At 69.2% G+C, this 20,589-nt stretch carries 9 protein-coding genes; 4 read left to right on the forward strand and 5 right to left on the reverse strand.

Annotated elements, in window-relative coordinates; translation table 11 throughout:
* Positions 1-70: 70 nt before the first annotated feature.
* From ACYVOK_RS31380 to ACYVOK_RS31390, 3 genes are read right to left on the reverse strand one after another with little or no spacing between them, the layout of a single operon-like run.
* Entirely contained in the window at positions 71-11,449 is an 11,379-nt protein-coding gene (locus ACYVOK_RS31380) for a WXG100-like domain-containing protein (RefSeq protein WP_460666199.1), read from the reverse strand.
* Between the two features lie 6 nt (positions 11,450-11,455).
* Positions 11,456-11,788, reverse strand: a complete 333-nt coding sequence (locus tag ACYVOK_RS31385; RefSeq protein WP_460666200.1) for a hypothetical protein — start codon at positions 11,786-11,788, stop codon at positions 11,456-11,458.
* Entirely contained in the window at positions 11,776-12,129 is a 354-nt protein-coding gene (locus ACYVOK_RS31390; protein ID WP_460666201.1) for a YbaB/EbfC family nucleoid-associated protein, read from the reverse strand. Before ACYVOK_RS31390 ends, ACYVOK_RS31385 begins: the two co-directional genes overlap by 13 nt.
* Before the next feature lie 95 nt (positions 12,130-12,224).
* Here ACYVOK_RS31390 and mycP point away from each other — a divergent pair, with 95 nt between their 5' ends.
* Positions 12,225-13,508 carry a type VII secretion-associated serine protease mycosin gene (gene mycP, locus ACYVOK_RS31395; RefSeq protein ID WP_460666202.1) on the forward strand — a complete coding sequence of 428 codons (1,284 nt, stop codon included), beginning with the start codon at positions 12,225-12,227 and terminating at the stop codon, positions 13,506-13,508.
* Between the two features lie 76 nt (positions 13,509-13,584).
* Here mycP and ACYVOK_RS31400 read toward each other — a convergent pair whose 3' ends face one another.
* Both ACYVOK_RS31400 and ACYVOK_RS31405 read right to left on the reverse strand, forming a co-directional pair.
* Positions 13,585-13,869, reverse strand: coding sequence for a hypothetical protein (locus ACYVOK_RS31400; RefSeq protein WP_460666203.1), 285 nt, complete (start codon positions 13,867-13,869; stop codon positions 13,585-13,587).
* A gap of 27 nt (positions 13,870-13,896) precedes the next feature.
* Positions 13,897-14,232, reverse strand: coding sequence for a WXG100 family type VII secretion target (locus ACYVOK_RS31405; protein WP_460666204.1), 336 nt, complete (start codon positions 14,230-14,232; stop codon positions 13,897-13,899).
* A gap of 204 nt (positions 14,233-14,436) precedes the next feature.
* Between ACYVOK_RS31405 and eccCa the strand changes: the two genes are divergently transcribed.
* From eccCa to ACYVOK_RS31420, 3 genes are all read left to right on the forward strand, one after another.
* Positions 14,437-18,438: a type VII secretion protein EccCa gene (eccCa, locus tag ACYVOK_RS31410; protein WP_460666205.1), complete on the forward strand. Its 4,002-nt coding sequence runs from the start codon at positions 14,437-14,439 to the stop codon at positions 18,436-18,438.
* Between the two features lie 96 nt (positions 18,439-18,534).
* Entirely contained in the window at positions 18,535-18,966 is a 432-nt protein-coding gene (locus tag ACYVOK_RS31415) for a hypothetical protein (protein WP_460666206.1), read from the forward strand.
* Positions 18,966-20,570, forward strand: a complete 1,605-nt coding sequence (locus ACYVOK_RS31420) for a hypothetical protein (RefSeq protein WP_460666207.1) — start codon at positions 18,966-18,968, stop codon at positions 20,568-20,570. Before ACYVOK_RS31415 ends, ACYVOK_RS31420 begins: the two co-directional genes overlap by 1 nt.
* Positions 20,571-20,589 lie beyond the last annotated feature (19 nt).

The raw sequence follows: 20,589 nt of genomic DNA on the forward strand, positions 1-20,589 counted from the left end.
GACCCACACACGCACGGCGTCAAATCCAAAGACAACCGAGCCTCATCCCGAGTCCTTGCTATCGGCAACGTCACGGGAACGGCCCGTCCTCTTCCCACCGCGCTTCCTTCCATGCCTGCCACCGCTTCTCCTCCTCGAAGTTCCTGTCGATCGGGTCGTCGTACCGGCGCAACCGGTGCTCGATCTTGTCGTCGTCGCCGAACTGACGGTCGTCGGGCCACGGTTCCGGCCGGGTGAGTTCGCGGCTGATCGCCGTCAAAACGGCTTGCTGCACCTCGTCCTCCAGCGGCGGCAGGCCGGCACGCCCGTACAGCAGCCAAGCGGCAACCGCTTCGAAGCAGGCTCGTTCCAGCGGGGTCGGCGGCCGGTCGCGCTCGGCGACGTACGTCTCGCGGGCTGCCGGCTCACCTTCACAGTTGCCGTCCCCGTCTTGGTGATTCTCGTGAAGAACGTCTCCTTCAGGGGTGACGACGTAGACGTCGGTGGCCCAGTCGCCAGTCTCCATGAGGTGCACCATGTCCGGCAGCTCGGCCTCCGCGACGTCGTGCCAGTCGAGCGGGGCCCAGGGGCGGCCGCGGCTGTCGGGAATGTCCCGCCCCGACTGGTAGCCCTCGATCCGGCCGAGCAACCTGGTGGTCTCGTGCATCGCGACGTAGACGACGCTGACTCGGTAGTAGTTCACGTCGAAGTCCGCGATGTAGGACTTCGTCTGCAGCGTGTGAGCTGCCGGAACGATGATGACGACGTCGTACTGCTCAGGTCCCTTGACAAAGGCCTCCAAGCTCAGGAACCGCAGACCCAGCACGGCCAGGCCGATCAGTTCACTTCCGGCAGCACCCCACTCGCGCATGATCGCCTCGTACCGCGGATGCGCGTGATAGTCGTCCTCGGGGTCGTACCGGACCACGGAGTCGGGGTCGTCGAACCCGGCGAGGATCCGTTCCTGCATGGCCCTCAGATCTGCGCCCTGCGCCCCGTCGAGCAGGACGACTCGCGGACGACGCGAGAAACGGTGCAGCAGGGTCGGCTGCTCCGGGATCAGCTCCTGATGGCGAATCTCGGCGGCCTCGATCAGCTCCTCCTGTGTCAGCCAGGGGATCGCCGGTGGCCGGAATCCGCGTGCCTCGATCGCGCGGGCGAGGCCTTCGGCGTCGCGGCGGACTTCCTCCACCGAGTTCTGGTCGTCCTTGGCGAAGGCCTCGGACCACTGCCGGACGAGGAACCGGAACTCGTTGTACTGGGCGTCGACACAGGCGTTCTCACCATCGGTGGTCAGCGCACCGGTGATCCGCTGCAGCGGGCCCTCGCCGGACGCAGCCAGCTCCTGCAGTGTGTGGCTGATCTCGTGAACCCACACCCTGGCCAACTGATCGACAACAACTCCTGGGGCGAAGGTGACGACGTGCGGGTCGCCCTCGCTGCCCTCGTGCAACTCGGTGAAGGCCATCCCGCTGTCGACGTCCCCGACCTGCACGCTGAAGTACTGCGAGCTGTCCCCTTGCCGGACGACAACGGTCCGATCGCCGACAACGGCGGGATCGGCAGTGATGAGTCCACCGAAGTCGGCCGACCTGGTGCCCAGCGCCGCCAGCACGGCGTCCGCCGGTTTCAGCACTCCGTCCGAAGCCCGCCGCCCATCGGCGACGTAAAGCGTGTCTTCGACCTCAGGCGAGCGAACGACCTTCTTCCGGGTCAGCTTTCGGTAGTCGTGCTCGTGCAGGGTGAGGTACGCCTCGCCCGTGGTCAGGCCGGGACGGTACCGGCTGGCGAGGTTGAGTTCGGTGCCGTCCGGACCGATGGCCCGATGCACGATGGTGAGGTCGTAGTCGACCCGGACCCGGATGGTGACCAGATCGCTGCGCTCCATCCGGCTGATCTCGTCCCGGGTGCCCCAGGCGTCCGTCGTCGTGTCCGTCACCTGCTCACCGGCCGAGACCCTGACGCTGACCCCCGACTCCGGGGAGGTTCCGGTCCCAGCGCCCGTGAGCGGCAGCGAGCGGCCCGCGGTCGTGCTGGTCGAGACCGTGCGCTGGAACCGGTTGATGTCGCCGAGTTCACCGTTGGCGAGCGGCCCGCTGACCAGCTCCGGGCTGGAGATGCGCGCGTGGACCGTGACGTCGACGGTTTCACCGGCCGACCCCGGCTTGGTCATCGGTTGCAGCCGGAAACCCTCCTCGGTCGCCATCCGGCTGAACTCGCCGTGGGCCGCCGAAGCGGCGAGCTGGTTCTCCAGCTGAGCCCGGTAAACCCTGATCCCGTCGGGTCCGAGCAGGTCCGCGAACTCCCCGACGGCCGCTTCGAACAGATCCGGCCGGTCGAACCGTCCCGGACCGACGCCCTCGACGAAGTACGTCGGCGGCATCCGTACCGCCGTACCGGCAACCGGTACGGCGGTCTGATCGCCGGCCTGCGGTGCGGTCGCCTGACTCGGCTGTCCTCTGAGCATGGCAGTCGGGACGAGCTGCACCAGGTTTCCACGCAACGACCGCTTCGCGCGCGCGATCACCTTCTCGTCGGCCCCGAGGATGCGGGCGATGTCACCGCGGGTCGGGTCGACCGCATCGCGGGTGACTTCGACGACGAGTTCGAAGTCGCGACCGACGCGGGTCAGCTCGCCGAACGTGGCGATGCGTTCCAGCCGGGTCAGTTGCTCGGCCGTCGTGGTGGAGCTGCCGTCGGCGCGATCCGTGGCCGCCGATCCCGACGGCAGATCGCCGAGCAGGCCGTCGGCGCCGATGCCGGCCGCGCGTCCCGTGGTCCGGGTCCGGCTGCGGTCGTCGTACAGGTACCGCTGGACGATGCTGACGACGTCCTTCGTCGATCCCAGGTTCACCACCTCCCCGGCGAACCGGGCGGTGATCCGGATCTCGACCTGTTCGGCGGTGAGGTCGCCGGGCCGGCCGACCGGGTAGCGACGGACGAGACCGCGAGGTCCGAGCATGTCCTCCAGCCGGCCCCACCAGCGCTTGCCGGCCAGGTCCGCGAACAGGCTCTGCGCAAGCGCCGGATCGTGGTCGAGCTCCACGGGCAGGATCTCCTTCAGCATCGCCCGGACCTCGTCGAGCAACTGGACGTCATCTGTGCCGTCGTCGAGCTCTGCGCTTTCGACCAGACTCGACCCGAGGTGTTCGCGGTAGTGCGCGGGCAGGTCGACGCGGGGCAGGTCCTCCGCGCGGAGGAGCGCCTGCCGGAGCCGGCCTTCGTGATCGTCGGCTGCAGGCTGTGGCGCGTTCGGCGCCGACGGGTTCGGCGAGGGTCGCCAGAACTTGTCGGCAAGGGCTTTCGTGGTGTGCGCCGCCGACAGTTCCGGCACCGTGGTTCCCGCGTCCCTCGCCTGCGTCAGTTCCGCGTGGTAACGCCGGAGGAGACCACCGATCGTCCTGCGGTCGAGGGTCAGGTCGTCCTGCAGGTAGCGTTCGACCGCATCCGCTGCCTGGCGCAGCGACAGCGTCAGCTTGCCTTCCCCGTAGAAGCGAAGCGCGTCCCGTTCGGCGAGCTGGAAGACGACACCGGACTCGAGGTGCACCGGAGCGGCGTCGCCGATCGTGAGCTCGAAGTCGACGATCGCGTCGAACACGGTGTGCCGTCCGGTCTCGATCGTCAGCCGCTCGACACCCCAGATGTGCTGATCGGTGCGGGACCTCGCCCCGCTGCGGCCGGCGGTCACCTTGAGCCCGCCGCCGGTGGACTCCTCCGCCTCGGACGTGCCCACGTCCCCGCTGTGACCGGTCGGACGCGCGGACGAGACCCCGTGGCTGCCGAGGGCGAAGTTGATGTCACCGGCGGTCCCCTCGGTCTGTCCGACCGCTTTCGGATCCCTGATCCTGCCCGTCAACGTGACCCGAACGCGCCGTGGTGTTCCGTTCGGCCCGGCAACCACGATGGTGGTCGGCAAGCCGGTCCGCGCCCACTCCGGGTGGGCCAGCAGGTTGCGCTCGTTCAGGAACGCCGACAGCTGCTGCAGCGCGGCCGGATCCGACGTGATTGCCTCTGGCAACTGATCGACGAGCTTCGTCTCACCGACCGCGAGCAAGATCGCCCGGTCGAGCACCGCGACCGGCACCGGCCCGGGATCCCGCTGCTCGGACTCCCACGGCGACGGGTCACCGGAGGCGGAGTCGGCGTACGGGAGAAAGTCGCTGTCGATTAGGAGACGGGCGGATTCGCCGGTGCCCTGGTGGATCACGGTCCCGGTGCCGACCTCGGTGACGGTCAGGGTGTGCGGAACCTCGAACACGGCCACCGGCGAGTTGCTCTCCACCAGGGTCACCTGGTTGATCGTGCCGCCGCTGAGCCAGGAGAGCACGCGGCCGAGGAACTGCCGGCCGTACGCGAGCCCGGACTTCACCTCGGCGCCGTCCACGGACCGCTCCGGGCCGCCCCTCCCCTGCGCCGTGAACGCCCTGGTCCGTCCCCCGGAACGCCCGGCGGTGTCGGACCCGATGTTCAGGAACACCACGGCCTCGTCCGTGGTCACGCCGACCGGTGTCCGTACCTCGTGCTGGTCGATCCCGATCCGCAGGCTGATCGTCTCCGTCGGCTGCCGACTGCTCGGCAGGTTCAGCGTGACCACGATGCCCCCGCGGGCGGCGATGTCGTACCCGGCTTCGAGCCGTTCCGTCGACAGCTGCGTGCGCAATTCCTCCAGGTTGAGGATCTGCGCGTGCCGCTCGATCGGATCTGTCGAGAGCTTCCTCAGGTCGGGGTTGTGGTCGGCATCCAGTGGCGGCACGAACCCTCGTTCGGCCAGGTACTCGACGGTCTTCCGGAACGCCTTCTCGCCGCCCGTGACTTCTTGGATGTTCCACGGTCCGGCCGCCCGGAGCTTGCCGTTGCCCGCCGCCCACGACGGCAGCTCGAGCTTGCGCCCGGGGACTTCCACACCCGATTGGACCTCGCCCTGCAGCCCCGGCCGGCCGTCCGGCCGCACCAGGGCGGCGGAGTCCACGGGGAAGCCGGACCGGTAGGCGTCCTTCACCCGGATTCGCATCAGGGCATTGCTCGAGCCAGGTGTGGTCGTGGGCGCCTTGCCGTTGAGGACCACGGTGACGTCGTGATCGAGCACCATCCGGTAGCCCTGCGTCGGTCCCACGAATCGGTGCACCCCGACCTGGTACGCCGTACTCCCGCCGGACAACGACTCCGAACGCGACGCGGTCCGGCCTGCGGACGCGCCCACGGCGAACCCGATGCCGGAGCCGTCGTCTCCGGTTTCCGCACTGGTGTGCCCGAGCCCGACCGATTCCGAGTCGTTCGACCCGAAGGTCTGCTGCACACTCACCACGCTCTGGCCGACCCGGACCGACTCCTGCCAGTGCGTGACACTCTGTGCGCCGGCCAAGGTGACCGACTCGTACCGGATCTTCGTCGTCACCTCGATGTAGCCGGCCGGCTTGCCGTCCGCCATCAGCGGAAGGAGTAGGGGTCGCCGGGTGGACTCTGTCAGTCGCCCGGCGAGGTCAGTGGTGAGAGCGGCGTGGATCTGCTCTTCGACGTGCCCGCGCTGTGCCCCGAGCTGACGCAGTTCCTTGTCATTCGCCGCGATCACGTCGTCGGTGAGTTGTTCCAGGCCACTGATCGAACTGAGCAGCTGCGCAGGCAACCGCCCGCTCCGGAGATCGCGTCGTGGTGTCACGTCAGTTGCCGGGGGCACCGTATACGTGTGCGGGATCCAGGCCCGTAGCTCGTCAGTGCCGACCACGGTCTGCGCCGGACTCCACCCGGACTTCCGGTCGGTGCGGAGGTCCACTTCGTACGACGCCCTGCCGCTGAACATGACCGACTCACCGCGAATGTCCTCGACCGCACCGTCCTGCGCGAACTCGGCCCCGGTCGCCGTCACGGCCCGGCTGTCGCCGACGGAAACCTCCGCCTTGACCGCCAGCAGGGACAGGACGGCGGCGCTCAGCCAAGGCACATGCGTGAAACCGCCCAACCACTCCAGTACGTCGTTCGCCGAACGGCTGTACGTCTGGTTGAAGCGGGAGATCATCGTGGTGGCCACCCGCCGGGCCGGCTGCGGGAACCGGCCGCGCATGATCTCGCCGGCCGTCTTCGGCGGACCGGGCACCTCCCGCAACCTGGTGACCTCGAGCCGGATCCGCAGCTCCGCCGTCTTCTTCCGGCCCACCCGCAAGATCACACCGTCTTCACCGGCGAGGGCGCCGAAGCCGGCGTTGAGCCTGCTCTGCAGACCCGCGGCAGTGAACCGTTCGTCGATGCCGCGCGCCGCGAGCACCGCGTTGACCTGCTTCACCAATGCCGGCAGGTGTGGCAGCTCGTCAGTCGGCGTCATCGCGGCGACCACACTCCGCGGAGAGAGCTCGTCTAGGGCTTGCTCGTACGACGCCACCTCAGCCGCGAGCCTGGTCGCCTCGGCCAGCAGGTCCTCCGTCGTACTGGCGTCGAATCCGGCCAGCAGCTGTTGATAGCCGTCACGTGCGGCAATCGCCTTGGCCTGTTCTCGCCGGTAGTTTGCGGCGACCTGCCGATGCCACTCGGCCAGATCCTTCTGCTTTCTCGCCTCGGCCTCCGCCGCCCGTACCCGCCCGTACCGGCCTTCGTCCTTGGCACGCCCTGCCTTCTTGGCCTTCTCGGACTCCTCGTCCGCCTTGTCGACGGCCTTGCCGGCGACCGCGGTCTTGGTGTCGATCAGGCCTTGCAGCGTGGCGATCTCGTCGTCGAGTGCTTGCCGCCGCGCCTCGATCTCGGCTCGCAACTCCGCCCTCGGCCCGGCGACCGGCGGTCCCTCCCATGGCAGGGCGGGCGGGGTGCGACCGTGGTGGCCGATCGCGGCGGCGAGACCCCGGATGTCCTCCTCGAGCAGGCGAACCTCGGTGTCGTCACCTCTCTCCACAGCCGCGGCCCACTGCCGCCGGAGATACCGAAACTCGTTGAACTGCGCCTCGACACAGGGATTCGGACCGCCCCCGGTCATCTTGTTCCACAGCCGCCGTACCGGTGTCGCCTCCGCTGCCTTCACGTCTTGCAGGGTGTGAGAGATCTCGTGCACCCACAGCCGAGCCAGCTGGTCGTCCGCGACGCCAGGAGCGACCACGACCCGGTGCTCGTTCCCGGTGCCCACATGGGTGGCGGCCAGGCGGCCCGGCCGGACGGGCGCGGGCTCCTCGACCTTGAACGTGTGCACGACGCCGTCCGCCGTGACGACGACGACCGAATCGTCGGTCACCGTGATCGGCGCCTCGAGCAAATCCCCGAAGTCGGACGGCCTGAGCTGCCTGGCCGCGTCGAGAACAGCGTCCCGACTGAGCGCGCCCGCACCCTCCTCCCGCCCATCCTCGACGAACCTGGTGTCCTCGACCCTCGGAGCATGCCCGACCCGGCCGGTCGGACCGTCCCCGTCGTCTGCGGGTCGATCCGGATTCAGGGCACGGGCGATGTCGCTGCGGCGCCCAGGGTTGGCTCCGGCCGAATGGTTGCTCGGAGCATCCACTGGGTCGATCGAGGACAGATCGGAATCAGGCGCGACCGCCGGTCGGATCTGGTCAGCAAGGGCGGCGATCCCCGCCTGCGGATAGGTCACCAGCTGCCCGGTGGCCGGATCGGCGACCACGGCCTTTGCCTCTAGCGACATGGTGTCCGGATTGGTGACGAAGGCCAGATCGACCTCCTGCCCCCGCCGTACCACCTCGGCGACCGCCTCCTCCAGCCGCGCGAACGCCTCCCATGCCACGACGGCGCCGGGCGGGAATACGCTCTTCTCCGCCGCGTCCAGGAAGAATCCCCAACCGGGCACCCTGCCGTCCACTACCGGCCGGCCCGTCAGGCCCGCGTCGCCGTCCGCGGGCTGTGGGTGAACCTCCCGCACCCGCAGGATCTTCTCGCCGTTCGGTTCGCGCACCACCTCGTTGGCGCCCCACGTAGGCCCCCGGCCGGACTTCACCGTGGGCGGACTCGACGATGGCTCGAACAGGTTCTCGTTCTGGTCTGGTGGCTGGTGCGAACGAATGCGTTCGCCGGGGAGACGCTTGACGCCACTCCGCGGCTCGTTGTCGAAGGTTCGCCCGCCGGAGTACACGGCTCTGCCGGTGCCGGGATCGACCACGGTGTAGACGAAAGTGACCTGATCCGGGCGATCCTGGTTGGGTGACAGGAAGACGATGAGCTCCACCTGGTACCCCGCGTTGACCCAGTCGGCGACCTCGTTCTCGAAGGTCTTGTACGCGCCCCGGTTGAAGGTCAAGTTCTGCGGGAAGTAGTTGGCGGGCAGCACCTGCCGGAAGAACCGCCAGCCGACGACGTGACCGCCGTCGTCCTTGTCGATCCCCCGGGCGGCGGCTGCCTCGCGTTCCTTGTGGTCGTCCCGAGGGCGCTCGCCCTCCCCGAAGTCCTCCCGCAGTACCGCCTCGGCCGCTCGACCCCGCCCCGGCGATTCCTCCAGCCATCGCACCTTGTTGCCTTCGTAGGAATGCCACTGCGTCCAGTCCGGATTCGGTTCCGCCCGCCTCTCGGCCGGTGCGACCGGCAGGTCCGGATCGAACCAGGCGTTCTCACCGCTCGGCCCCTCCCACCGCTCGATCCGCACCGGGGCGCCGGGCCCCGGACCGGAAGGCACCCGGACGGGAGCGAAGTCGCCGGTGGCGACCAGATACTCGAGCGGAGGGACTGGAACTCTGAACACCTTCCCGTCGGGCCCAGCCGCCAAAAAGGTCCGCCTTCCCGGCAGCCGCTGCACGACGCCGGTCGGATTCCCGTCGCGCTCACCATCGGGACGCTTGTAATACTCCCGCCGCAACTCCTGTGCCACCTGCGTCAGTTCGTCGTTCGCATCCCGCTCGTTCAACGCCCGCACGAACGCCGCGAACGCCGCCGCCCCGACGGTAGGCCCGTCATCCAGACCGAATCCGATCACCCGCTCCCCGACCGGTGCGACATGCCCAAGAGCCTGCACGTCGCTCTGCTCCTTGGCTTGTCCGTCGCTCCGCTCGCCGGACGCGATGTCGCTCCGCTCGGGCCGCACATCGCCCTGCTCAGCAGCCGCGCTGTCACTCTGCTCGGATTCGGTGCCGGTCGGCCCGTTGTGTTGCGGATCATCGCGGTCGTCGGCCTCGTCAGCGGGTCCCCGCTTCGGCGGAGGGGGCGGATCGTTGTCGACCGGCCCCTTCGTCCCACTCTGAGCCGCAGGCCTGGCGGAGTCGTCCTCCGTCCGCGGCGGCCGGCCTGATCGCGACGACCTGGTGTGAACCGGTCCCGCCGAACTGGACGCGTCCCGGTTCGGACCGCGGCGCGCGGAGTTGGCAACCTGCGGAATCCCCGTCGGAGAGGCAGGTGCCAGGGCAGCGACCGCCGGCCCAGTTTCCCCGAACGGTCCACCGCTCAGCAGCTCCGGCGGAACGACCGAATCCCTGCCCTGGAACCCATCGGCATCCGGAACGAACTCTGTCGTCCGCACCTTCGCAAACTCCACCCCCCGAGCCACCTGCGCCGCCCTCGCCGCATCCTCGGCGCCCGTCGGTCCGTTGCCCTCGGCCGCCACCTGGTCGTCGACCGGAGCCGCCTCGGCATCGCGGTTATCGGCAACGCCTTCGTCGGTCGCCTCATCGGTCGACGAGTGCACCGGGATCTTGCGGCCCTTGGCCTCGACCGGTGCGGCGGGGTGGACAGCGTTGCCAGTGTTGGTCTGGTGCGCACCAAGCACCGAGGTGTGTGGGGGCGGGGCGGAGTGTCCGGAAGCCGAAGGGGCTGCGGCAGAGCCGACGGTGGCCGACGTCTGTGCCAGCGGGGCCGAGTGTCCGGCAGCGGAAGGGGCTCCGGCAGAGCCGATGGCGGCCGAGGTTTGCACGACCGGTGCGGTCGCGGGCTGTTCACCACTCGCGGTCGTGGGCGGGCCGGTCTCCGCAGTCGGCGAGGATTGCGCCGTCGCCGGATCGGCAATTTGGTTGCCTCTAGCATCGATTTGATCCGGCGCCTCGAGGCTGTCGGCCGGGAGGCCGGGTCCGCCGGTCACCGGATGCGTCTCGACCGCCTCCGTCCCGACCTGTCCTGCGTCGTCGGAATCGGTGAAGTGATGGCCTGCATCGGCGTTGCCAGGTCGCACGGTCGTGCTGTCATGGTGGCCCGTGGCCTGCGGGACAGCACGCGACCCAAGCGCTTCCGTCGTGGCCTGGCCGTCATCCGTCGTCGGCAGGCCGCTGGAGGCGTGGCCTTCTGCCTCACCTCCGGATGCTGCCGTTCCTGAAGCCCCCGCGCCGGCGTTGGCCGTCGTACCACTTCCGGCGTGGCTGACGTGGCTCGCGCCATCTGTCGCACCGACCGTGACTCCTGACGCTCCCTTTCCCGCAGCCGCCGGCCCGGCCGGGCCGGGTGACGGTCCAGGATCACCGGCCACGACGGGTGGTCCGCCGGGTGGCGGCGGCGTGAACGTGGTCGGGTCGAAGCCGAACCGATTGGCCAGGTTCGTCGACGCGATCTGGCTCGTGTTCCGGGAGAAGTCGACTCCGTTGGCCCGTAGGCTTCCGTGGACACCTGAGCTCAGCCAGTTGTCTGCGATCGACTTGACGTACCCCTGGATACCCGACCAGGTCCCGTTCAGGATGTCGCTCGCCAACTGGCTCGAGACCGGCGAACTGATCGAGTTCGTGCCGAACGAGGTGACCAAGGTGGTGACCTGACGCCGCGCCAGGTCGGATGCGCCGACCCGGTCCAAACCGCGTCCGAGATAGTCTGCCGCCACTCGGAACGGCTTCCCGACCACGCGTGAGATGCCCTCGCCCAGCCCGCCCCCGAGACCCGCCTGCTGCAGCTGTTGCCGGCCGAACTCGGTGTTCAGGAGATCGTTGTTGACCAACGGCGGCACGGTCGCCAGCAGTTCATCGCCGATCTCGAATGCCGTGCTCCTGACGAAGTGTGCCGGTGCTTCCCGCAGCGTCAGTGGGGCACCCAACGCGCGGGGGAAGGTGGAGGACGCGGCTTGGGAGGCGAGTTTCGTCAACGCCGAGCTCACGAGGCGAGCGGTTCCCCGGGAGATCAGGTAGCGTGCGACCGCCGCCGCGGCGAGGGCGGCTGGTCCGGCCGCGAACGTCGCCGCGTAGAACGGCAGATTGACCGCGACCTCCCAGACGATCTGCTCCTTGGTGTACTTGACCTTGACCGCGAGGTCACGCACAGCCTGGGCGAGATCGTGCGCCGCTTGTTCCGTCGCACCCGCACCGCCCGGACCGGAGCCGGCGAACTTGCTCAGGGTGTAGTTGAAGGCACCGCCGGCGTAGTCCGGCCAGCTCGAGGCCACTGTCGGCACCTGGTCCCCGGCCGCGGTGGCGATATCGCCCCCGAGATTGCCCAGGTCGTCCCACGCGACCGCAAGGACCTCGCGCAGGACGTCTTCGTCCTGGTCAGGCCAGCCGAAGATGTTTCCGACGGCTTCGGCAACCAGGCTCCTCACCAGAGGCCAGAATCCCCAGATGTCGTCCGGCGGCGGTGCGACTGGCATGCCCGGTCAGGCCTGCCGGATCCGGTCCAGCGTCGCCCGATGCCGCTGGTCGACCTCCTCGTACCTGCCCGCCTCCTCGATCAAGCTGTTGCCGAGGTCCGTCAGCGTCCTCGCTGCTGACTCGGTTCCCTGCTTCACGTCGGTGGCGGGCAGGTTGTACCCGAGATGGAAATTGTCCGCGGTGGGCCCGGTACCGATGGCGTACTCGCTGGAGTTGATCCGCTGGATGATCTGCTGAGCGGCGGCCGCGAACTGGGCGCCGCCGGCCGCCATCGACGAACCCGACGTCCGTACGGCGTCGGTGTCCATCTCCATCCCGTCGACACTCACCTTCGCCATCGCTCACTCCCTCCCGTACGTCTGTCGACCTCTGCCAGTAGGGGCTCGAACAGGAGTTCGTCCCGCTCGGCTTCGGGCAGCACCTTGCGCACGACGGCGAAGGCCTGCTGGGTCGCGTCGTCCAGTGCGCGGGCGATGGTCTGCTTGATGCAGTCGGCGAGCAGCGCCGAGTCCGGGTTGCGATAGATCCGTGGATCCAGCTCCAGCTCGGCCAGACCGCCGTCGCCGTCGACCACCACCGTCACCAGCCCGTCGTCCGAGACCGCGCGGCCGCGAACCTCGGACGCGGCCCGCCGAGCCGCGCCCAGCTCCTCCGCCAGCTTCGTCAGGTCCTCGATCATGTGAGCAGGATCGGCCGGCGTGCTTCGGTGCGGATCTCGTTGACAGCTTTCTGCCAGCGCGGCGAGCGGCGGGCGCATCCCCGGCACGATGAAGCGTGCCCAAGCGAATCACCGCCTTGCTGCTCACAGTTCTGACCGGTGGCCTCCTGATGCCGACCGGCGTCGCCGCTGCCAAGCCCCCGCCAGGCCTGTGCCCGAACGCCGATCCCGCGCTGCCGGTCATCCGGCAACTGCCCTGGGCTCAGCAGATCCTCGATCCGCCGAGTGTGTGGCCGTACAGCACGGGCGCCGGCGTCCTGGTCGCGGTCGTCGACAGCGGTGTCGACTCCGATCACCCGCAACTGAGCCGGCCCGGCAAGGTGGCCGAAGGCGAAGACTTCTTCCAGGTCGGCAGGCTGCGGGCGAACTTCGACTGCGACTCCCACGGGACGGCGGTGGCCGGCATCATCGCCGCCGATGCCGCCGACGGCACCGGCTTCCGGGGCATCGCCCCGAACGCCCGGATCCTGCCGGTCCGGGTGAGCGACCGTGGCACCACCGACGGTACGACCAACGAGATCGACCCTCTGGTCCTTGCCCAGGGCATCAGATATGCGGCGGACAGCGGCGCGAAGGTGATCAATCTGTCGCTCGCCGGCGCCCGCGACGACAAGGTGGTCCGGGAGGCGGTCGCCTATGCCCAGCGCAAGGACGCACTAGTCGTCGCAGCGGTCGGCAACGAGCAACGCGACGACACCGTGCACCCCTCCTTCCCGGCGGCGTACCCCGGCGTTCTCGGTGTCGGCGCCACCGACATCGCCGGAGTCAAGTTGCAAGGCTCTCAGATCGGACCGTACGTCGATGTGGTCGCGCCCGGTGGTTCAGTGGTCGGTGCAGCCCGCCGCGGTGGCCACAACTACTACACCGGTACGAGTTTCGCTGTGCCGTTCGTGGCCGGCACAGCGGCGCTGGTTCGATCGGCCTGGCCGCATCTGACCGCACCGCAAGTCGCCCAGCGTATCCTCGCCACCGCCACGCCGGCCCGGGGCGGAAGCGCCCGACAGGCCTACGGCGTCGGGATCATCGATCCCTACCGGGCCGTCACCGAAGGGCTGAGCACCAAGCGACCCGCAGCCATGCCGCGGATGACACACCCGCCCGTCGATCAGGCGGCCATCGCCCGGGCCGGCGCCGAACGACATCTGCTGGCTCAGGCCTGGCGTCAGTCGAGCATCGCGATCGGCGCTGCGCTGGCCGGTCTGCTCATCGCGTTGATCGTCCCCCGGGCGGTACGGCGGCGCTGGCGCCCCGGCCGTGCCGCCGTACCCGCGAGCGAGCCTCGACGTGACAATCCGCCGGACCAGATCTTCCTGCTGCAGCCGCCGCCCGCCGAACGCTGACCGACAACGAAGGGCTCCGATGCCTGGCAGGGCAGGCATCGGAGCCCATCTTCTTCCGATCGAACCTCTCAGGACATCAGTACCTTGCCGCGGCGCGGGCGACGGTCGCCATGTTCTCCGCCACCGCCTGAACGCCGGCCACCCGCAGGTGGGCCTGCATCTCCTGCATCGCCGCGGTCACCTGGTCCCAAGCCTGGTTGACCTCGGTGAACCGGCCACCTGCGTTGTCCAGCAGGTCCTGGGAGGTCAGCCCGACCGTCCGCAGCCACGCGTCCTTGTCGGCCATCACCGCCGTGTGGGTCGCCTGGACCTGGCCCAGCATCCCCTCGACGCTGCCGAACTCACACTTCTTCAGTCCCACGACATTGCCTCCTTGACTCGACGCCGGTCAGAGCACGCCGCTGAACATGGGCGCCTGAATCCTGTTCAGCGCGCCGGCCTGGACGGCGTCGGTCTCGACGTAACTGTTGTGATGAGCACCCACGTCGGTGCTCACCTTCTGCAGCGCGACGATCAACTTGCCCATGCCGTCGGCCCAGCTCTGGTGAGCGTTGGCAAAGCCGATCGCCTGATCCATGTGCCAGCCGGTACCGACCACGGCGCCGACCTCGGCGTTCAGCCGGGTCACGTGCCCGTGCAGACTCTCAGCCGTCGTACTCGACGTCGCCTGGGCGTGCTGGGCCGACTCGGTCACCATGTGCATCTGGTTGGCGGGACTTCCCATCCTGGCTCTCCTTTCCTGCCATCGCGGTCGGGCACCGGGCGTTCCGGGCCGGAGACCGGAGTCGCGGATCCATGCCACGACTCGCCTCGACGCTACGGTCCGCGCGCGTCGGCCGCCGGGCCGCGGCACCTTCCTGCCAGTGGGCCCCAGCAAGGCCGACGGCCACGCACGATCGAGACCTGCCGAGCCCTGAGGAGAACCGACATGGCAACGGTCATCGTCAAGCGACCGGCCCGTCGTCCGGCACCCGAGCTGCCGTCCGGAGAACTGATGCTGGAAGCGCCACCCGAGATTCCGTTGCCGAGCGGACGGCAGTGGACGCAGGGCCTGATGATGCTGCCGATGGTCGCGATGATGGGCGCGATGCTGCTCACCTTCTCGGGCAGCCTGCGCTCCAGCCTCCGGCTGGTGATCTACGGCCTGTTCGGCGCGGCGATGCTCGGCATGGTGATCGTGGCCGTCGTCCAGGCCGGCGGCACCGGCAAGCGCGAGATGGGTCATGCCCGCAGGGCGTACCTCAGGCAACTCGCCCAGCACCGGATCCGGCTGAACCGCGCGATCGACCGGCAGCGGAAGGCGCTTCACTACGCGCATCCGACGCCGGAGGCGCTGTGGAGCCTGGCCGCGAGTTACCGGCTGTGGGAACGTCGACGCGACGACATCGACTTCGGCGTCGCCCGGATCGGCGCCGGACGGCAGAGCGCCCCGATCGCGCTGGTCCCACCCGACACGCAGCCGCTGGAGCGGCTGGAACCTCTCTCCGCTCTGGCGCTGCGCCGGTTCCTCGCGACGTACGCCGAAGTCCCCGGGCTGCCGCTCGCGATCTCCGTCGGCGGCTTCAGCCGGATCCACATCCGCGGCGATCGCGAGCGCGGACTCGGCCTGACCCGGGCGATGCTCGCCCAGTTGGCGACGTTCCACGCACCCGATGACCTGCGTGTCGCGGTCTGTGCGGGACGCCACGAGCAGTCCGACTGGGAGTGGATCAAGTGGCTTCCGCACGGGCAGCATCCACATCGCGTCGACGCCGTGGGCCCGTTGCGGCTGGTCGCCCCGGCGATCACGGCGATCGAGGCCATGCTGGAGGACCTCATCGCCAGCCGTCCCCGGTTCGACCCCGAACTGGACAGCCGGACGTCGGGACCGTTGATCGTCGTGGTCATCGACGGCGGCGAGCTGGCCGGTTCCGATCACCTGATGACCGGCGGCGGAGTCGAAGGTGTGGTCGTCGTCGACCTGAGCAGTACGCCGCCCCGGGCGCTGGACCCGAGCTCCGTCGTACTCACTGTCGATGCCGAAGGCAACTTGGCGACCGAGACGATGGACGGCGAGACGGAACTGGGCGAGGCGGACGGCCTCGGCCTCGCGCCCGCCGAAGCGCTCGCCCGGCAGCTCGCACCGCTGCGGCTCACAGCGGGCGCGGTCGGCGAGCAGCCGCTGAGCGCGGAGCTCGGACTGGCCGAGCTGCTCGAGATCGGCGACCCGTACTCCTTCGATCCGACCGACACCTGGATTCAGCGCCCGAACCGCGACCGGCTGCGGATCCGGTTCGGCATCCGTCCGGACGGTATGCCGATCGAGATCGACCTGAAGGAGTCCGCCCAGGACGGGATGGGCCCGCACGGTCTGCTGATCGGCGCGACCGGCTCCGGAAAGAGCGAGCTTCTGCGCACGCTGGTGCTGGGTCTCGCGATCACCCATCCGCCGCGTTCGCTGAACTTCGCCCTGGTCGACTTCAAGGGCGGCGCCACCTTCGCGCGACTGGACCGGCTACCCCACACGAGTGCCGTCATCACCAACCTGGCCGACGAGCTCGACCTGGTGGACCGGATGACGGACGCGCTGAACGGCGAACTGCTCCGGCGACAGGAGCTGTTGCGGGCCGCCGGCAACTTCTCCTCGCTCCGGGACTACGACAAGGCACGCGCGGCCGGCGCTCCGTTGGACGAGGTACCGACCCTGCTCGTGATCGTCGACGAGTTCAGCGAGCTGCTGAGCGCCAAACCGGACTTCATCGACACCTTTGTCCAGATCGGACGAGTCGGCCGCTCGCTCGGCGTACACCTGCTGCTCGCCAGCCAGAAGCTGGAAGAGGGACGGCTCCGTGGCCTGGACGCCCACCTGTCGTACCGGATCGCCTTGCGGACCTTCTCCGACATGGACAGCCGGGCCGTGCTCGGCAACGGCGAGGCCTTCAAGCTGCCGCGGCCGCCGGGGCATGGCTTCCTCAGCTCGGGCACGGAGACGATGGTTCGTTTCCGCTCCGCCTATGTCTCCGGCGTTCACCAGCGCCCGGTCGCGCAGCTCAGCGGGCGGGGATACCAGGAGATCCCCGAACTGATGCCGTACTCCACCAGCTATCACGCGCCGGCTGTCGACGACTCCGCCGAGGAGGACGCGTTCGACGAGGTCAACGACGACGCCGTCGGTGAGAGCCTGCTGGACATCCTGGTGGATCGGCTGAGCGGCCGGGGCGATCCCGCTCACCAGGTCTGGCTGCCGCCACTCGGCGAGTCGCCGGCCGTCGGCGAGCTCTACGGAACCCTGCAGACCGATGAGACCAGGGGCCTGTCGGTCACCCACTCGGCGTGGTACGGAAGCCTGCGGGCCATTGCCGGAGTCGTCGACCGTCCGCTCGAGCAACGTCGTGATCCCCTGGTCCTGGACCTGTCCGGTGCGGAGGGACACATCGTCGTGATCGGCGGTCCACAGAGTGGCAAGAGCACGACCGTCCAGACGATCATCACCAGCCTGGCGCTGACCCACACTCCGGCCGAGGCACAGTTCTACTGCCTGGATTTCGGCGGTGGCTCGCTCGGCGCACTGCGCGACCTGCCGCACGTCGGCGGCGTCGCGGCACGGCAGAACCCAGGTGCGGTACGACGCACCGTCGCCGAGGTCGCCGGTCTGCTCGATCGACGGGAGCGCCAGTTCGCCGCGCAGGAGATCGACAGCATGGACACCTACCGCCGGCGACGGTCCGCGGGCGAGTTCACCGACGACCCCTTCGGTGACGTGTTCCTGGTCGTCGACGGCTGGGGAACCGTGCGCAGTGACTTCGAGGAACTCGAGACTCAGATCACCGACATCGCTGCCCGTGGTCTCTCGTACGGCGTCCACGTGGTCCTCACCTGTGCTCGGTCGTACGAGCTCCGGCTCAACATCCGTGACCTGCTCGGTACCCGGATCGAGCTCAAACTCGGCGATCCGATCGACTCGATGGTCGACCGGATCGCAGCCCTGGCCGTGCCCGCCAACCGACCCGGTCGCGGCATCACGATGAGCAAGCACCAGATGCTGATCGGCCTGCCGCACCTGCCCGCTGAGATCGGCGCAGAGGCCGACACCTCCGGACGCGGTTCCGTCGCCAGTGGTACGGCCGAGCTCGTGCGGGCCGTCAGAGCGGCCTGGACCGGTGAGCGCGCCCCCGGCGTACGGTTGCTGCCCACAGTATTTCCCTACGCGAGCCTGCCGCCCCGAGATCGAGTGGACGGCACTGGTCACCGGTTGTCGATCGGCCTGGCCGAGCACGATCTCCAGCCGGCCGAGCTCGACTTCGGCACGGAGCCGCACCTGCTGCTGTTCGGCGACGCCGAGTCCGGCAAGTCCACCTTCCTCCGGGTCCTCGCCGACCGCATCGTGGCCTCGTACGAACCCGAGCAGGCGCGGATCATCCTGATCGATCACCGCCGCGCGCTGCTCGGCGAAGTGACCACGCCGCACCTGATCGGGTACGGCGCGGATCGGCCGGCCACGACGCACCTGATGTCGGAGGCGGCCCGGTCGATGGCCGAGCGGATGCCACCGGACGACGTCACTCCGGAACAGCTCCGGCGCCGGAGCTGGTGGACGGGACCGGAACTGTTCGTCCTCGTCGACGACTACGACCTCGTGGTCACCCAGCTGGAGAATCCGTTCCTCCCGCTGCTCGACTTCGTCCAGCATGGCCGGGACATCGGCTTCCACCTCGTCGTCACGCGCCGGATGAACGGCGCCGGACGAGCCTTGTACGAGCCGATCATCGCCCGGATGCGGGACGTCGGAACGCCGGGCGTGATGTTGTCCGGCGACAAGCTGGAAGGCCCACTGCTCGGCGGGCTCAAGCCCGAGTCGTTCCCGCCGGGTCGCGGCCGCCTGATCCGCCACCGGGGTGAGCCCCAGCTGATCCAGCTGGCCTGGCGCCCACCCAGCGAGGAGGGCGCCTGACCCTCAGCCGATCGAATGACCACCATCAACCCCGGCAAACGACAAACTTCGGGAGATCACATGGCCTACGACGGAATGCATGGCCACACAGACGACATGAGAACCGCCGCCGGCAGCATCACCGCTGCCAAGCCGGTCGTACCTCCGTGGACCGGCACTCCGGTGCAGGGCGACCTGATGAACGGTGTCAAGGCGGTGAGTACGACGATCAACGACGCTGTTCTGCGCGGACAGGGGTTCGGCAAGAGTGCTGCTGAAGGGTTCGACCTCTTCAGCCAGATCATTCTCTTGTGTGCCGGCGAGTACGACCGGTCGGACGCTGCCGGCGCCGCGGAGATCGCCAGAGCGGCGGCTGCGACGCCGTTCCAGACGGACCGGGTCGACTTCCTCAACCGCGGCGGTCAGTACGACCGTGACTACTACGACTACCTCCGGCAGCACGGCAGGCCGGAAGACTTCGAAGGATTCACATTTCCCGGTGACGGAAGGCCAGCTGAGCCTTCGGCGAACACGGAGGAGGGCAACTGATGGCCGGAGGCGATCCCATCGCGGAACTCAGAAGAATGCTGCAGGCCCTGGATCAGGAGGCCACGCCGGCTGTCGGTCTGATCCGCGCCTTCACCGGGTGGTGGGTCGGCTTCACCGAAAGCATCGCGAAGGCGCAGAGCGGTCTCGGGGCAGCGAGATCTGGTCTTCGTGGCGGACTCGTGCGAGGTGGTAGTGGCGGCTGGATGGACGCTGCGGGTGACTCGTTCGACACCCGGTGGAAACTGGCCGACAACTCGATGGAGCCGTGGGCAACCGCTGCGCGCCCGGATCCCAAGGTGGCGGACGATCTCGACACCGACATCGCCGAGACGCGGCGGGTGATCGAGGCCGCCATCGCAGCGATCCAGGCGCATCAGGCCAATGAGGCCGTGATCACCTCCGGCGGTCCGGACACGGCTGACAGCAGGATGGCGAAGAGCAGTGCGATCATGAGGTCCGCTGAACTTCTGAACGCGGCGATCGCGGCACAGCAGGCTGCCCTGGCGAGGTTCAAGCAGCTCGACGATCACTTCGCCCGGGTCGGCGGCGAGATCGCCGCCCTGCCGCCGAACACGGTATGGAACGGGCCGGCCGGAAGTGCGGGACAGGCGCCGGCGACTGAAACAGGGCCGGGACCGCAGGTTGCGCCCGGGGGGCCGTCCACGCCGGGTGGGCCGGGTGGATCTTCGCAGATGCCTACTGGTCCGGCGGCCACCGGTCCGGCGGCCACTGATCCGGCGGCACCGGCGCCTGGCGCCGAGGCTCAGGGGCCCGCGGGTGGGCCCACCGGCGGCGGCCCGACCGGGACGCCCGGACAGATGCCACCGCAGACTGGTGGTCCGGGGCTCGCCGGTTCGACACCTACCTTGACGCCGCCGGCGACCGGGATGCCCACGGTGCCGAATCTGCCCACGCCACCCCAGGTTCCGTACGCTCCGACACCGGCCGGTGTTCCTTACCTGCCGACCGCGGTCGTGCCTCCGGCCGCGCAGACGAAGAACCCGGGCGCCGGACTGGGCAGGTCGGTGATCGGGGGTGGCGGCGTCGGTGGCGGTGGCGGTGGCGGTGGCGGTGGCAAGATCGGGGCGTTCGGCGTGGGAAAGCACGGCATCGGTGGAGTCCTGGACTCCTCCACCGGCCGCCCGGAAAACGACACCAGCAACGCGCCCGCACAAGCGGCTCGGCAGCTGAACCGCGGGCCGTTGCCGTCGGTCCCGCCGGCGCCGACCCCACCATCCGCGGGGGCGCCTGCTGCCACGTCGTCTCCGGTCGGCGGGAGCTCCATGCCGCCGCCGATGATGCCACCGATGCTGGGCGGCGCGGGCGAGGGCAAGCCGAAGCCCGGGACGGCATCACCGGTGCTGCAGGGCAAGGGCGGACCGAAGAACCGGATGCCCGGTGTGCCGCCGAAGTTGCGGGGTCGCTCCGGCAAGACCGATACCGCCAACGGCTTCGCCGTACCGGCGAGCGCTCGCCGGTCGCGTGCGGTGGAGGCTGAGAAGCTCGACACCGTTCAGTTGCTGGACGAGGAGGTCTGGGCGGTCGAGCAACCGGCCGCCCCGACAGCACCAACCGGCAACCGCATCAACCTGCGCGACCACTGAACCGCGCGGACAAAGGGCC

The organism is Kribbella swartbergensis (genome assembly GCF_054784135.1).